General features: G+C 62.3%; 16 protein-coding genes. 8 read left to right on the top strand and 8 right to left on the bottom strand.

The annotated features are described in order from the left end of the window. Positions 1-5 precede the first annotated feature (5 nt). Positions 6-203, bottom strand: a complete 198-nt coding sequence (locus ACODSK_RS15165; protein ID WP_489017188.1) for a hypothetical protein — start codon at positions 201-203, stop codon at positions 6-8. Between the two features lie 271 nt (positions 204-474). On the opposite strand from ACODSK_RS15165, the gene ACODSK_RS15160 reads away from it, so the two are divergent. From ACODSK_RS15160 to ACODSK_RS15150, 3 genes are read left to right on the top strand one after another with little or no spacing between them, the layout of a single operon-like run. Beyond that, on the top strand, positions 475-1,647 hold the full coding sequence (locus ACODSK_RS15160) for a two-component system sensor histidine kinase NtrB (protein WP_489017187.1): 1,173 nt from the start codon (positions 475-477) through the stop codon (positions 1,645-1,647). Then, complete coding sequence (locus tag ACODSK_RS15155) at positions 1,626-3,068, top strand: ATPase domain-containing protein (protein WP_489017186.1); 1,443 nt, start codon at positions 1,626-1,628, stop codon at positions 3,066-3,068. Before ACODSK_RS15160 ends, ACODSK_RS15155 begins: the two co-directional genes overlap by 22 nt. Before the next feature lie 18 nt (positions 3,069-3,086). Next, positions 3,087-3,455 (top strand): response regulator, encoded by a 369-nt coding sequence (locus ACODSK_RS15150; RefSeq protein WP_489017184.1) that lies wholly within the window; start codon positions 3,087-3,089, stop codon positions 3,453-3,455. Between the two features lie 73 nt (positions 3,456-3,528). Here ACODSK_RS15150 and csrA read toward each other — a convergent pair whose 3' ends face one another. From csrA to ACODSK_RS15115, 7 genes are all read right to left on the bottom strand, one after another. Next, a complete protein-coding gene (gene csrA, locus ACODSK_RS15145) occupies positions 3,529-3,726 on the bottom strand; it encodes a carbon storage regulator CsrA (RefSeq protein ID WP_064304133.1) in 198 nt (65 codons plus the stop codon). 367 nt (positions 3,727-4,093) lie between these two features. Further along, positions 4,094-5,191 (bottom strand): molybdenum ABC transporter ATP-binding protein, encoded by a 1,098-nt coding sequence (gene modC / locus ACODSK_RS15140; RefSeq protein WP_489017182.1) that lies wholly within the window; start codon positions 5,189-5,191, stop codon positions 4,094-4,096. A gap of 2 nt (positions 5,192-5,193) precedes the next feature. Further along, entirely contained in the window at positions 5,194-5,874 is a 681-nt protein-coding gene (gene modB / locus ACODSK_RS15135; protein ID WP_489017180.1) for a molybdate ABC transporter permease subunit, read from the bottom strand. Then, positions 5,874-6,584: a molybdate ABC transporter substrate-binding protein gene (modA, locus tag ACODSK_RS15130; RefSeq protein ID WP_489017271.1), complete on the bottom strand. Its 711-nt coding sequence runs from the start codon at positions 6,582-6,584 to the stop codon at positions 5,874-5,876. Before modA ends, modB begins: the two co-directional genes overlap by 1 nt. A 132-nt stretch (positions 6,585-6,716) precedes the next feature. Further along, entirely contained in the window at positions 6,717-7,790 is a 1,074-nt protein-coding gene (locus ACODSK_RS15125) for an NAD(P)H-dependent flavin oxidoreductase (RefSeq protein WP_489017179.1), read from the bottom strand. Between the two features lie 32 nt (positions 7,791-7,822). Then, positions 7,823-7,993 (bottom strand): hypothetical protein, encoded by a 171-nt coding sequence (locus tag ACODSK_RS15120; protein WP_489017178.1) that lies wholly within the window; start codon positions 7,991-7,993, stop codon positions 7,823-7,825. A 4-nt stretch (positions 7,994-7,997) separates the two neighbouring features. Continuing rightward, entirely contained in the window at positions 7,998-8,300 is a 303-nt protein-coding gene (locus ACODSK_RS15115) for a DUF1883 domain-containing protein (RefSeq protein ID WP_186556724.1), read from the bottom strand. A gap of 161 nt (positions 8,301-8,461) precedes the next feature. On the opposite strand from ACODSK_RS15115, the gene ACODSK_RS15110 reads away from it, so the two are divergent. From ACODSK_RS15110 to gorA, 5 genes are all read left to right on the top strand, one after another. Beyond that, positions 8,462-8,812, top strand: a complete 351-nt coding sequence (locus tag ACODSK_RS15110) for a hypothetical protein (RefSeq protein WP_489017177.1) — start codon at positions 8,462-8,464, stop codon at positions 8,810-8,812. Between the two features lie 204 nt (positions 8,813-9,016). Further along, entirely contained in the window at positions 9,017-9,658 is a 642-nt protein-coding gene (locus ACODSK_RS15105; protein ID WP_489017175.1) for a c-type cytochrome, read from the top strand. Positions 9,659-9,720: 62 nt separating this feature from the next. Then, the gene (locus tag ACODSK_RS15100) at positions 9,721-10,569 is read left to right on the top strand and encodes a c-type cytochrome (RefSeq protein WP_489017269.1); all 849 of its coding nucleotides are present in this window, start codon (positions 9,721-9,723) and stop codon (positions 10,567-10,569) included. A gap of 231 nt (positions 10,570-10,800) precedes the next feature. Then, complete coding sequence (gene galU / locus ACODSK_RS15095; protein WP_489017173.1) at positions 10,801-11,640, top strand: UTP--glucose-1-phosphate uridylyltransferase GalU; 840 nt, start codon at positions 10,801-10,803, stop codon at positions 11,638-11,640. A 99-nt stretch (positions 11,641-11,739) separates the two neighbouring features. Then, a complete protein-coding gene (gorA, locus tag ACODSK_RS15090; protein ID WP_489017171.1) occupies positions 11,740-13,095 on the top strand; it encodes a glutathione-disulfide reductase in 1,356 nt (451 codons plus the stop codon). The last annotated feature ends 116 nt before the right edge of the window (positions 13,096-13,211 follow it).

The following is a 13,211-nucleotide window of genomic DNA, read 5'->3' as shown; positions in this document are numbered from 1 at the left end:
ACGGCTTAGTGAGGTTCGATGGCGCTGGCCACCGCGCGCAGTTCGTCGATCGAGGCATTCAGGCCGCTGACCCGCTCGTTGACCTCGACGGCGTCATCGGCATGCACCGAGTTTTGCAGGTAGACGGCGTGACCGGCCAGACCGCGGGCCAGTTGCTCCATGCCGTCGGCGGTGTTTTCCAGGTCGTCGTGGATGCGTTTCATGCGTTTGTCGATTACCAAATCCTTTTCCTCAACCGCTTGTCTTCGATACCGCCGGGCGCGCGAACTATAGCAACTCCCCGGCATTGCCGCAGGCACGCCCCCTACAATCGCGCTATACCTTGACTCAACGCAATGGTTGTGGGGCATATCTATGGTCCGCGTAGGAAGGAGTCATTGAAATAATGAACTTCCTTGTAGGAAGAAGCGTCGATTCACGTCGTCCTCAGCGTATGCTGTAGCTACACTCCAACCACAGTCAACGGACTCCGAAATGGATGCATCCGAACGCGTCGACCTGCATGGCATGAACGCCAGTCTGTACGAGCAACTCGTGCAGACCGTGGTGGACTACGCCATCTACATGATGGACCTCGATGGCCACATCGTGTCCTGGAACGCCGGCGCCGAGCGCATCAAGGGTTATCGGGCCGACGAGGTCATCGGTCGGCATTTTTCCTTGTTTTTCACCGAGCAGGATTGCGTCGAGGGCCGCCCCGGTTTTCTCCTCGGCCAGGCCCTGAGCAAAGGGCGCGCCCAGGATGAAGGCTGGCGCGTGCGCAAGGACGGCACGCGCTTCTGGGCACTGGTGGCACTGGATGTGGTGCGTTCGCGGGAAGGCGAGGTGATCGGCCTGGCGAAGATCACCCGGGACATCACCGACCGCCGCGAGGCGGCGCTGCAACTGGATGCCATGCGCGCCCAACTGTTCCAGTCACAGAAGCTCGAAGCCCTGGGCCAGTTGACCGGCGGCATGGCCCATGACTTCAACAACCTGCTGACCATCATCCTCAACTCGGCCAAGCTGGCGATCAACAGCAACGACCCGCAACGCACCCGGCGCCTGCTCGAACATGTGCTCGACGCCGGCCAGCGCGGCAGCCAGATGACCCAGCAACTGCTCAGCTTCGCCCGGCGCAAGGAACTCAATGTGGTGCGCGTCGACCTTGCCGAGGTGATCGAGTCCATCCATGCCCTGCTGTACCAGGCACTGCCGAAGAACATCGAGCTGCATGTGCTGTGCGACGACGACCTGGCACCGGTGGAAGTGGACGCGGGGCAGTTGCAGATGGTCCTGCTCAACCTGGTGCTCAATGCCCGTGATGCGATGGAGGCGGGGGGCGAGATCCGCATTCGCGCAGGCAACCGGACATTGCAGGGCGAACGCGAGGACTTGTTCGGCGACTTCGCCCTGATCAGTGTCAGCGACACCGGCAAGGGCATCCATCCCGACGTGCTGCCAAGGATCTTCGAGCCGTTTTTCACCACCAAGGTTTTCGGCAAGGGCACCGGCCTGGGCCTGAGCCAGGTGTATGGTTTCGCCAAGCAAAGCAATGGCGGGATATGGGTCGATAGCGAGCCCGGACAGGGCACCTGCATGACCCTGTGCATTCCGCTGCTGGTCAATGGGGAGGGTGAAGTACCGTGGAACAACTCCAGCGTCTAGTGACCGGCATCGCCGGCCTCGACCAGTTGCTCAAGGGCGGGCTGGTCGCCGGTGCTGCCTATATCGTCCAGGGCCGTCCCGGCTCGGGCAAGACGGTGCTGGCCAACCAGTTGGCGTTCAATCATGTCGAGCGCGGTGGCCGCGTGCTGGTGGCGACCCTGCTCAGCGAGTCCCATGAGCGACTGTTCCAGTACCTGTCGACCCTGGCGTTTTTCGATGCGGCGAAGATCGGCGACCAGATCCAGTTCCTCAGTGCCTTCGACAGCCTGGAACAGGAAGGCCTGGAGGCGGTGGTACGCCTGCTGCGCAGCGAGATTGCCAGGCAGGGTGCTTCCTTGCTGATCGTCGATGGCCTGCTCAATGCGCGCTCGCGGGCCGAAACCGTGCTCGACACCAAGAAGTTCATCTCCGAGCTGCAGGCCCACGCGGCCTTCGCCGGGTGCACCTTGCTGCTGCTGACCAGCACCCACCTGGAGGAGGATTGCCCGGAACACACCATGGTCGACGGTGTGATCGAGCTGGGCGAGGACCTGCACGGCGCGCGTGCGGTGCGCCGTATCCAGTTGCGCAAGACCCGCGGCAGCGCGGCGCTCTCCGGGCTGCACGAGTGCGAGATCACCGATGCCGGCCTGCAGGTCTATCCGCGGCTCGAAGCCCTCTACGGACATCCTTCCGGTCCCGGCAGCGACACCTTTGCCCGGGTCGGCAGCGGCGTGCCCTGCCTTGACCAACTGCTCCAGGGCGGGCTGGCGCAAGGCTCGGTGACCCTGGTGATGGGGCCCTCCGGCAGTGGCAAGACCTCCCTCGGCCTGAGTTTCCTTGGCGCCTCCACGGCGGACGCGCCCGGGCTGCATTTCGGTTTCTACGAGCCGGCCTCGCGCCTGCGCATGAAAGCCGCCAGCCTGGGGCTCGACTTCGCTGCGCTGGAGCGCGAAGGGGCGTTGCATATCGCCTGGCAACCGACTACCGAGGGTTTGCTCGACGATGTCGGCGCGCGCCTGCTGCGGCAGGTTGCCGAGCATGGGATCAAGCGGGTGGTGATCGATAACCTGGGTGCCTTCACCCGTCTGGCGACCCGCCCGGAGCGACTCAACGAATTCTTCCGTGCGCTGATGGGTGAACTGCGTGCCCGCGACGTGACGGTGCTGGCGACCTGGGAAATGCGCGATCTGTTCGGTTCGGAAATCATCGCCCCGGCACCGGAACTGTCGAGCATTGTCGACAACCTGATGCTGATGCGCTTCGTCGAACTGAATTCGCAGCTGAAGCGCGTGCTGTCGATCCTCAAGGTGCGCGACAGCCGCTACGACCCGGCGCTGCTGGAGGTCTGTTTCGGCGAAGGCGGGATGGAGTTGCACAAGGCATTCAACGAGGCGGCGGCGGTGCTGTCCGGCACGGCACAACCACTGGAGCGGTCCTGAGGGCCGCGGTCTGACGATATGAGCACAGTCCTGGTAGTCGATGACGAGTATGTGATCTCCGACATCCTGGAGCTTGCCCTGGAGGATGTGGGGTATCAGGTGGAAAAGGCCAGCAATGGGGCGAGAGCCCTGGAAATGCTGGAGAAAACACGGGTCGAGCTGCTGATCACCGACTACATGATGCCGGTGATGAATGGCGAGGAACTCGCTCGGAATCTTCGCGCCGACCCACAATTCAAGACCCTGCCGATCATTCTCATGAGTGGCGCACAGGCCAGTATCGGCCGTGAGAATCCCGGGCTGTTCGATGGGGTGCTGGACAAGCCTTTCGATACCGAAATGCTGATTGCCATGGTCCAGCAGCTGTTGCCGCTGCCCGGGAACTGAGTCCCGGCATCGCGATCAATTCGATTTCGGCAAGGGACAGGCGCATCCGTGCGACTGCAATCATGCCAGCGGCTTAATGATTGCCTTCTCCTTTCTCCGGCGCAGGGCTGCCGGCCTGAATACGTTTGTAGATCTCTTCGCGGTGCACCTGGACATCTTTCGGTGCATCGATGCCAATCCTCACTTGCATCCCTTTGACGCCCAGAATTGTGACTTTGATGTCATCGTCGATGACGATGCTTTCGCCGACTTTGCGGGTGAGTATCAGCATGTATTTCTCCTTGGTAACTTGAAATGCCTCGCGGGCGATGCCCCACGGAGGATGGGGGCGCCGGAAGCGCTTCCCTCTTTCCCTTCATTAAAGACGCATTCGTTGAAAATTAATTCCCCGAGCAAAATATTTGCTGATGTCTTTTTCTGGAGTGGAGGTCGACGGATAGGTGGGAATTTCGCCTTGCGAGATTTTCCACCCCGCAAGCATAGGGGGCTTGAACGCATATGGGAAATTTCTCTTGTGAAAAGAGAAACTTTCGATAGTTAACGTTCTTTTTGTAGGGATTTGTCGGATTCGATCAAATGAGTTTCATTCCCGATATCGGCAGCAAATAACCCTTACTGCAACGGCTCGGGAAAACTCTTCAGGCATTGTGGCCGAGCAATGCCACACCCTTGATCTGCGCCCATAGGCGCTGCCCCGGTTGCAGGCCGAGCTGGTCGCTGGAGTAGCGCGTGATGCGGGCCAGCAGGGGATGCCCGGCCGCGTCCAGGCTGACCAGCACCTGCGCCGGGTTGCCTTGCTCGGCGAGGGCATGCAGGGTCACTGGCAGGCGGTTGATGATGCTTGAGCACGTGTCCTCGGCCAGGCTCAGGCTGATGTCCCGGGCCTGGATCTTGATGCGCAGGGCCGAGCCTGCCGGCAGCGGGGCGTGGGGAATGCGCAGGCGCAGTTCGCTGTCGGGCAGATGCAGGTCGAGCAACTGGTAGCTGGCGTCGTAGGCGCCGGTAATCCCTTCGATGACCACCCCGGCTTCTTCGTCCTGGGCCAACGGCAGGTCAAGGCGGGCGAGGGTCTGGTTGAGCGGGCCGCTGGCGAGGACCTTGCCCTGTTCCAGCAGCACCAGGTGATCGGCCAGGCGCGCGACTTCCTCCTGGGCATGGCTGACGTAGACCAGCGGAATCTGCAGCTCGTCATGCAAGCGTTCCAGGTAGGGCAGGATTTCACGCTTGCGCGGTGCGTCCAGCGCTGCCAGTGGCTCGTCCATCAACAGCAGGCTGGGACTGGTCAGCAGGGCCCGGGCGATGCCGACCCGCTGGCGTTCGCCGCCGGACAGGGTGTCGGCCTTGCGTTCGAGCAGGTGGTCGATGCCCAGCAGCTCGCAGGCCTGTTGCAGGTTGATGCGGCGGGTCGACGGATCGATGCGCTTCCAGCCGAACTCCAGGTTGCCGCGCACCGAGAGGTGACTGAACAGGCTGGCTTCCTGGAAGACATAACCGATCGGGCGCTGGTGCGGCGGGATGAAGATGCCCCGGGCCGAATCCTGCCAGACCGTGCCGGCCACTTCGATATAGGCATCCTCAGCCTTTTCCAGGCCTGCCAGGCAGCGCAGGCAGGTAGTCTTGCCCGAGCCCGAGGCGCCGAACAGGGCGCTGACACCGCGACCGGGCAGGTGCAGGTCGACGTCGAGGGTAAAGTCGTCCCGGGCCACCTTGAGCCGGGCGTGGATCCGCGAGGTCATGCTCAACTCCAGGCCGATTTGCCGCGACGGCTGCCATACAGCGCCAGCAGCACCAGAAACGAGAACACCAGCATCGCTCCGGCCAGCCAGTGCGCCTGGGCATACTCCATGGCCTCGACGTGGTCGAAGATCTGCACCGAGACCACCCGGGTCTTGTCGGGTATGTTGCCGCCGATCATCAGCACCACGCCGAACTCGCCGACGGTGTGGGCGAAGCCGAGGATGCTGGCGGTGATGAAACCGGGTCGGGCCAGGGGCAGGACCACGGTGAAGAAGGTATCCCATGGACTGGCGCGCAGGGTCGCGGCCACTTCCAGCGGGCGATCGCCGATCGCGGTGAAGGCGTTCTGCAACGGCTGCACCACGAAGGGCATGGAATACACCACCGAGCCGATTACCAGCCCGGTGAAGCTGAACACCACGGTGCCCAGGCCCAGGGCTTCGGTGGTCTTGCCGATGAAGCCGTGGGGCCCGAGGGCCAGCAGCAGGTAGAAACCGATCACCGTCGGCGGCAGCACCAGGGGCAGTGCCACCACCGCACCGATCGGACCGCGCAGCCAGGAGCGGGTACGCGCCAGCCACCAGGCGATCGGTGTACCGACCACCAGCAGCAACAGGGTGGTCAGCGACGCCAGCTTGAGGGTCAGCCAGATTGCGCCGAAATCGCTGGCGTCGAGCGGCATCAGAGTTCGTAGCCGTAGGACTTGATCACCGCAGCGGCCTTAGGACCTTTGAGGTACTCGACCAGGGCCTTGGCGGCCGGGTTGTCCTTGCCTTTGTTGAGGATCACCGCGTCCTGGCGAATCGGGTCATGCAGTTCGGCCGGGACGATCCAGGCGGAGCCGTTGGTGACCTTGCCGTCCTGGTAGATCTGCGACAGGGCGACGAAGCCCAGTTCGGCATTGCCGGTGGAAACGAACTGGAAGGCCTGGGTGATGTTCTGGCCTTCGACGATCTTGCCCTTGGTGGCCTCGGTCAGCTTCAGCTTGTCCAGCACCTGGGTGGCGGCCAGGCCGTAAGGCGCGGCTTTCGGGTTGGCGATGGACAGGTGCTGGAACTGGTTGGCCTTGAGCACTTCGCCCTTGGCATCGACGTAGCCGGGCTTGGCCGACCACAGGGCCAGGGTGCCGACAGCGTAGGTGAAGCGCGAGCCTTTCACGGTGTCGCCTTCGCTTTCCAGCTTGGCCGGGGTGGTGTCGTCGGCGGCGAGGAAGACTTCGAAGGGGGCGCCGTTCTTGATCTGTGCGTAGAACTGGCCGGTGGCACCGAAGGCGGCGACCAGCTTGTGGCCGGTATCCTTTTCGAAGTCCTTGGCGATGGCCTGGATCGGCGCGGTGAAGTTGGCCGCGACGGCAACCTGGACGTCATCCGCCCAGGCGCTGTTGACGGTCATGAAGGCGAACAGGGTAGTCAGGGCAAGACGAGGTGCACACTTACGCATGAAACAGCTCCGAGGGATGAGTGAAGGCGAATCGCTATATAGGCGAATATATAGCGATTGCCTTGTATACGGAAAGTCCTGTTTTTAGCGAACAATAAGTGCGAGTGCCTGTTCGGCCAGTTTGCGTGTCAATTCTGCCGCCGGGCGCTCGATACCCAGGCGCAGGGCCTGACCGGACCACAAATTGCTGAAATCGCTGTTGCCCTGGGGTTCGCTGATCGCCCGTATCGGCATCAACGCGCCACCGGCCAGCGGGAACGCCGGGGCCAGGTCGCTGACCGGACCCAGCTCGCGCATGATCCGCGTGTAGATGCCGCGCGCCGGGCGCCCGGTGAACAGGTTGGTCAGCGCCGTATCGCTTTCCCGCGCGGTGTGCAGGGCGCGGCGGTGGGCGGCAGAGACCTTGGCTTCGGGACAGAACAGGTAGGCGGTACCGAGTTGCACCGCCGAAGCGCCAAGCATGAAGGCTGCGGCGATACCGCGGGCATCGCCGATGCCGCCGGCGGCAATCACCGGCACCCGCACCGCATCGCTGATCTGCGGGACCAGGGCGAAGGTGCCGACCTGGCTGTTCAGGTCATCGCTGAGAAACATCCCGCGGTGGCCGCCGGCCTCGTAGCCCATGGCGATGATCGCGTCGCAGCCATGCTGTTCCAGCCACAGCGCCTCGGCCACCGTGGTAGCGCTGGATATCACCTTGGCACCAGTGGCCTTGACCCGGGCCAGCAGGCGCGGTTCCGGCAGGCCGAAGTGGAAACTGACCACCTCCGGCCGGTACTCCTCGACCAGCGCGCAACTGGCGTCATCGAAAGGCGCTCGACTGGACACCGGCGTCGTGGCCTGGAAATCGGCACCGACCTCGTCGTAGTACGGCTTGAGTGCGTCTTTCCAGCGGGCGATACGCGCCGGGTCGTCGGCTGGTGGGGCATGGCAGAAGAAGTTCACATTGAGCGGGCCATGGCTGGCCTGGCGGAAGGCTTGCAGTTCCTGGCGGATCTGTTCGGCGTTGAGCATGGCGCAGGGCAGGGCACCGAGGCCGCCGGCGTTGCTCACTGCGATGGCCATGGCCGAGCCGCTGGCGCCGGCCATGGGCGCCTGGAGAATCGGCAGGTCGATCGCGAACAGATCAAGGATGCGTGGGTCCGGCCATTGGCTCATTGCCTGTGATCTCCTTTCTGCGGTCGCAGGCGTCAGAGAGCCTTGCTGACCTGGATGTCGGTGATTTTGTCGGCGTCGTCACCATGGATCTTGCGCAGGGCGGCCTGGGCCTGCTCCAGCGAGTTGTCGGGCAGGGTAGCGAAGTCCCAGCGGCGCTCGCCATCGAGCTTGTACTTGATGACGTATTTGATAGTGGTGGTCATGGGCTTATCTCAGTTGCGACGACGAACGACGGATGATCTTGATCTTGTGGGTGAAGGTCGGTTTGCGCGTGACCGAGATCGGCCGCGGCGTGACGGTATCGATGGTGATATTCCAGAATCCGGTACTCGGCACCGTGATCTTCGCCGGGAAACGATCGAATGCGCCGCCGTGGTAAGTATGGCGGCCGCCATTCTTGAAACTGCGGAAGTTGGCATCGTTCATCAGGCGGATATTGCAGCGCTGGGAACACTCGATAACGACGATGTCGTCTTCGTTAAGGTGTTCGCGCTGGTGTACGAATTTCATGTAGCAGCTCCGCAAGGGCTATTTCGGCAAAGCGGCACGATAACAGAAGGACGCGGGAGTAATGTAGGACTCGTCACGTTCCTTGCGATAAATCTGACATTCAAGGGAGCAAATCGGCCTAATAGCGGTCTGAGTTTTTTTAATTGTAGGAGCGGGTCTCGATGAAATGGTTTGTATCTGCCTTGGCGTTGACGCTGACCGGTTGTGCCAGTGTGGCCGAGCTGGAACAGAGCCCTGAAACCCTGGCGGTGATTTCCGGCAAATCGCCGGAGCAATACCTGACCTGCGTACAGGATCAGTTGAAGGACAGCCGCGCTCCGTTGCAAGTGACCCGCGACAAGAGCTCGATCCGGGTGATCGTCCCGCAGAAGCTGGCCGATGCCCCGGCCGCAGTGATGAATATCAGCGAGCGCTCCAGCGGCAGCTCGATCAAGTTGCACGAGCGCCTGAACAACTTCCCGCTGCGCCTCTCCGATGTGAACAACGCCGCAACCCGCTGCATTTCCGGCTAAGCCGCATTTCCCCTCTCCCAGTTGCAGGAGCCGATTGGCCGCGCTCCTGCAGATCCCCCTGGCGGTCTGCTGATTAATCGATTCATTGATGCAAATGCCCCTTTTTGGTGCTTTTCGCCGTTGTAGTGGCGGAAGGATAGCCCTAATATCCATAGGCTTATATTTTTTAAGTCTAAGCATATAACCAGAAGAGGGAGCTCCGTGATGACACTGGATCGAATCCTGATCAGTAGCCTGTTGTTGTTTACCCTGCCGGCAGCCCATGCCGACCAGGGCCAGAAGATCTTTACCCAGGGTGGGGCCAACCCTGCCGCCATGGCCTGCCTGGGCTGCCATGGTGCGGACGGCCTGGGCATGGCCGCCGCCGGATTCCCGCGATTGGCCGGACTGTCGGCCGGTTACCTGGGCAAGCAGTTGCGCGATTTCCGCGATGGCACGCGCAAGAATCCGATCATGGAACCGTTGGCCAAGGCCCTCGCCGACGAGGAAATCGTCGCCGTGAGCAAGACCCTCGCGGCCATGCCTGCGCCGGCCGCACCGGACAAGCGCCGGCAGCAGATGGCCAGCAACCCGACCGAGCAACTGGCGCTGTATGGCGACTGGAGTCGACAGATTCCCGGTTGCGTGCAGTGTCACGGCCCGGGTGGTGGCGGAGTTGGCGAGCACTTCCCGCCGCTGGCACATCAGCCGGCAACCTACCTGGTCGCGCAACTCAACGCCTGGCGCGACGGGAGTCGGCATAACGACCCGAACCAGTTGATGGTGGGTGTCGCCAAGGCCATGAGCGATGCCGAGATCACGGCCATCGCCGAGTACTTCGCCGCAGGACAGGAGGTCAAGCCATGAAAGGATTCGTTTTTTCCGCACTGGCCTTCGCGCTGGGTTCGGCTCATGCCACACAGGTTGCCATGGAGGACCAGTCGCAACTGAAGGTGCCACCGGCCAGCCAGGTTCCGTTCTTCGTGCCGCCGGCGCAAAGCGAATTGCCGGACAACGCCTTCGGCAAGATGGTCCGCGATGGCTATGCGTTGTTTGTCGACACCAAGCGTCTGGCGCCGGACTACGTCGGCAACGGCATGAAGTGCAGCAACTGTCACCTCGACCAGGGCCGCATGGCGCATTCGGCGCCGTTGTGGGGCGCTTATCCGATGTACCCGGCCTACCGTAAGAAGAACGACAAGGTGAACACCTATGCCGAGCGGATCCAGGGCTGTTTCCAGTTCAGCATGAATGGCAAGGCTCCTGCGGCTGACAGCCCGGAGATCACGGCGTTGTCGGTGTATTCCTACTGGCTGGCGAGCAAGGCCCAGGTCGGTGTGGAGCCGGCGGGGCGCGGTTACCCCGATGTCGCCCAGCCCGCTGGTGGCTACGACATCGCCCGTGGCGCCAAGGTCTACCAGGAGCAGTGCGCCATCTGTCACGGCGACAACGGCGAGGGCCAGATGATTGCCGATGACTACGTGATGCCGCCGCTGTGGGGCAAGGACTCGTACAACTGGGGCGCCGGCATGCACCGGATCAACACGGCGGCGTCGTTCATCAAGTACAACATGCCCCTGGGCAAGCCCGGCAGCCTGAGTGACCAGCAGGCCTGGGACGTGGCGGCCTACATCAACAAGCACGAGCGGCCGCAGGACCCGCGGTTGGTGGAGGGCTCGGTGGAGAAAACCCGGTTGAAGTTCCATGCCAACGACGGCGTCAATCTGTACGGCCAGACCGTCGACGGGGTGCTGCTGGGGCAGGGCACCGGCAAGTGAGGACGCCGCCAGCACAATGATGGCCAGTGCGCCGTTTCCGCTCGCGGAAACGGCGTTTTCCAGTCGTCGGATAATCGCCGCAAAGCCAATATTTTCAACGGCCGGGAACTATCTCCCGCTGGATTTCTCTATGATGGCAACGGTTGCGCCCGGGTGGGGCATTGTAAGGTGCTCGCCGCCTGATTAGACTGCGCCGAATTTCGTACGCACAGCCCTTCGTTAAGGACTTTTATGATCAAGAAATGCTTGTTCCCGGCAGCCGGCTACGGCACTCGCTTCCTGCCAGCAACCAAAGCCATGCCCAAGGAAATGCTGCCGGTGGTCAACAAGCCGTTGATCCAGTACGGCGTCGAAGAGGCGCTGGACGCCGGCCTGAGCGAAATCTCCATCGTTACCGGTCGCGGCAAGCGCGCCCTCGAAGACCACTTCGACATCAGCTACGAGCTGGAAAACCAGATCAAGGGCACCGACAAGGAAAAATACCTGGTCGGCATTCGCCGCCTGCTGGACGAGTGTTCCTTCTCCTACACCCGTCAGACCGAGATGAAGGGCCTGGGCCACGCCATCCTCACCGGTCGCCCGCTGATCGGTGACGAGCCGTTCGCCGTGGTGCTGGCGGACGACCTGTGCGTCAACCCTGACGGTGACGGCGTGCTGACCCAGATGGTCAAGCTGTACAAGCAGTTCCGCTGCTCGATCGTCGCCATCCAGGAAGTCGACCCGCAGGAAACCAACAAGTACGGCGTCATCGCCGGCGACATGATCCGCGACGACATCTTCCGCGTGACCAACATGGTCGAGAAGCCGAAGCCGGAGGACGCACCGTCCAACCTGGCGATCATCGGCCGCTATATCCTGACCCCGGACATCTTCGACATCATCGCCGGTACCGAGCCAGGCAAGGGTGGCGAGATCCAGATCACCGACGCGCTGATGCAGCAGGCCCAGAATGGCTGCGTGATTGCCTACAAGTTCAAGGGCAAGCGTTTCGACTGCGGTGGCGCCGAAGGCTACATCGACGCGACCAACTTCTGCTTCGAGAACTACTACAAGACCGGCAAGGCCTACTAAGGCTTCTGTACGCTGTAGGAAAAAAGCCACCCTCACCGGTGGCTTTTTTGTTTATGGCCAGGACTGGCGCTATGCTGGCGGCCTGCCGAGGAGATTGATATGGCCTACGATTTTGACTTGTTTGTGATTGGCGCCGGTTCCGGCGGTGTGCGTGCCTCGCGCTTCGCGGCGGGCTTTGGTGCCAAGGTGGCGGTGGCTGAAAGCCGTTACCTGGGTGGTACCTGTGTCAACGTTGGCTGCGTGCCGAAGAAACTGCTGGTCTATGGCGCGCATTATTCCGACGAGTTCGAGCAAGCCGCAGGCTTCGGCTGGTCGCTGGAGGATGCACAGTTCGACTGGGCGCAACTGATCGCCAACAAGAACCGCGAGATCGAGCGCCTCAACGGCATCTACCGCAACCTGCTGGTCAACAGCGGCGTAACCCTGCTGGAAGGCCACGCGCGGATCACCGCTCCCCACGAAGTGGAAGTCGAGGGCAAGCGCTACTCGGCCAAGCACATTCTTATCGCCACCGGCGGCTGGCCGCAGGTCCCGGAGATCCCCGGGCGCGAACTGGCGATCAGCTCCAACGAAGCCTTCTTCCTCAAGAGCCTGCCCAAACGCGTGCTGGTGGTCGGCGGCGGCTATATCGCCGTCGAGTTCGCCGGGATCTTCCAGGGCCTGGGCGCCGACACCACCTTGCTCTATCGCGGCGACCTGTTCCTGCGTGGCTTCGACGGCTCGGTGCGCACCCACCTGAAGGAAGAGCTGGAGAAACGTGGCCTGGACCTGCAGTTCAATGCCGATATCGCCCGTATTGACCAGCAGGACGACGGCAGCCTCAAGGCCACCCTGAAAGATGGCCGCGAGCTGCTCACCGATTGCGTGTTCTATGCCACCGGTCGCCGGCCGATGCTGGACAACCTCGGCCTGGAGAACACCGAGGTACAACTGGACGAACGTGGCTTCATTCGTGTCGACGAGCAGTTCCAGACCGACGAATCGTCGATCCTGGCCATCGGTGACGTGATCGGCCGCGTGCAACTCACGCCGGTCGCCCTGGCCGAAGGCATGGCGGTGGCGCGGCGCTTGTTCAAGCCCGAGGAATACCGTGCGGTGGACTACCGCAACATTCCGACCGCAGTGTTCAGCCAGCCGCCGATCGGCACCGTCGGCCTGACTGAGGAACAAGCCCTGGAGACCGGGCACTCGCTGAGGATCTTCGAAAGCCGCTTCCGGCCGATGAAGCTGACCCTCACCGATGTCCAGGAAAAGACCCTGATGAAGCTGGTGGTGGATGCCGAGACCGACCGCGTGCTCGGTTGCCATATGGTCGGGCCGGATGCCGGCGAGATCATCCAGGGGCTGGGCATTGCCCTCAAGGCCGGAGCGACCAAGCAGCAGTTCGACGAAACCATCGGCGTGCACCCGACGGCGGCGGAAGAGTTCGTCACCATGCGGACTGTCAACCGCTGATTCAAGATCGTCGCAAACCTTGTGGGAGCTGGCTTGCCAGCGATGGGCATGGGTATCTACGCAATTTCAGATCAACCACAAAACGACAGGTCGCCGCATACCTGTGGGAGCGGCTG

The sequence above is a fragment of the Pseudomonas sp. FG98 genome (assembly GCF_057808595.1).
The sequence above is the reverse complement of the archived record's forward strand: the minus strand, read 5'-3'. Positions and strand labels throughout refer to the sequence as shown.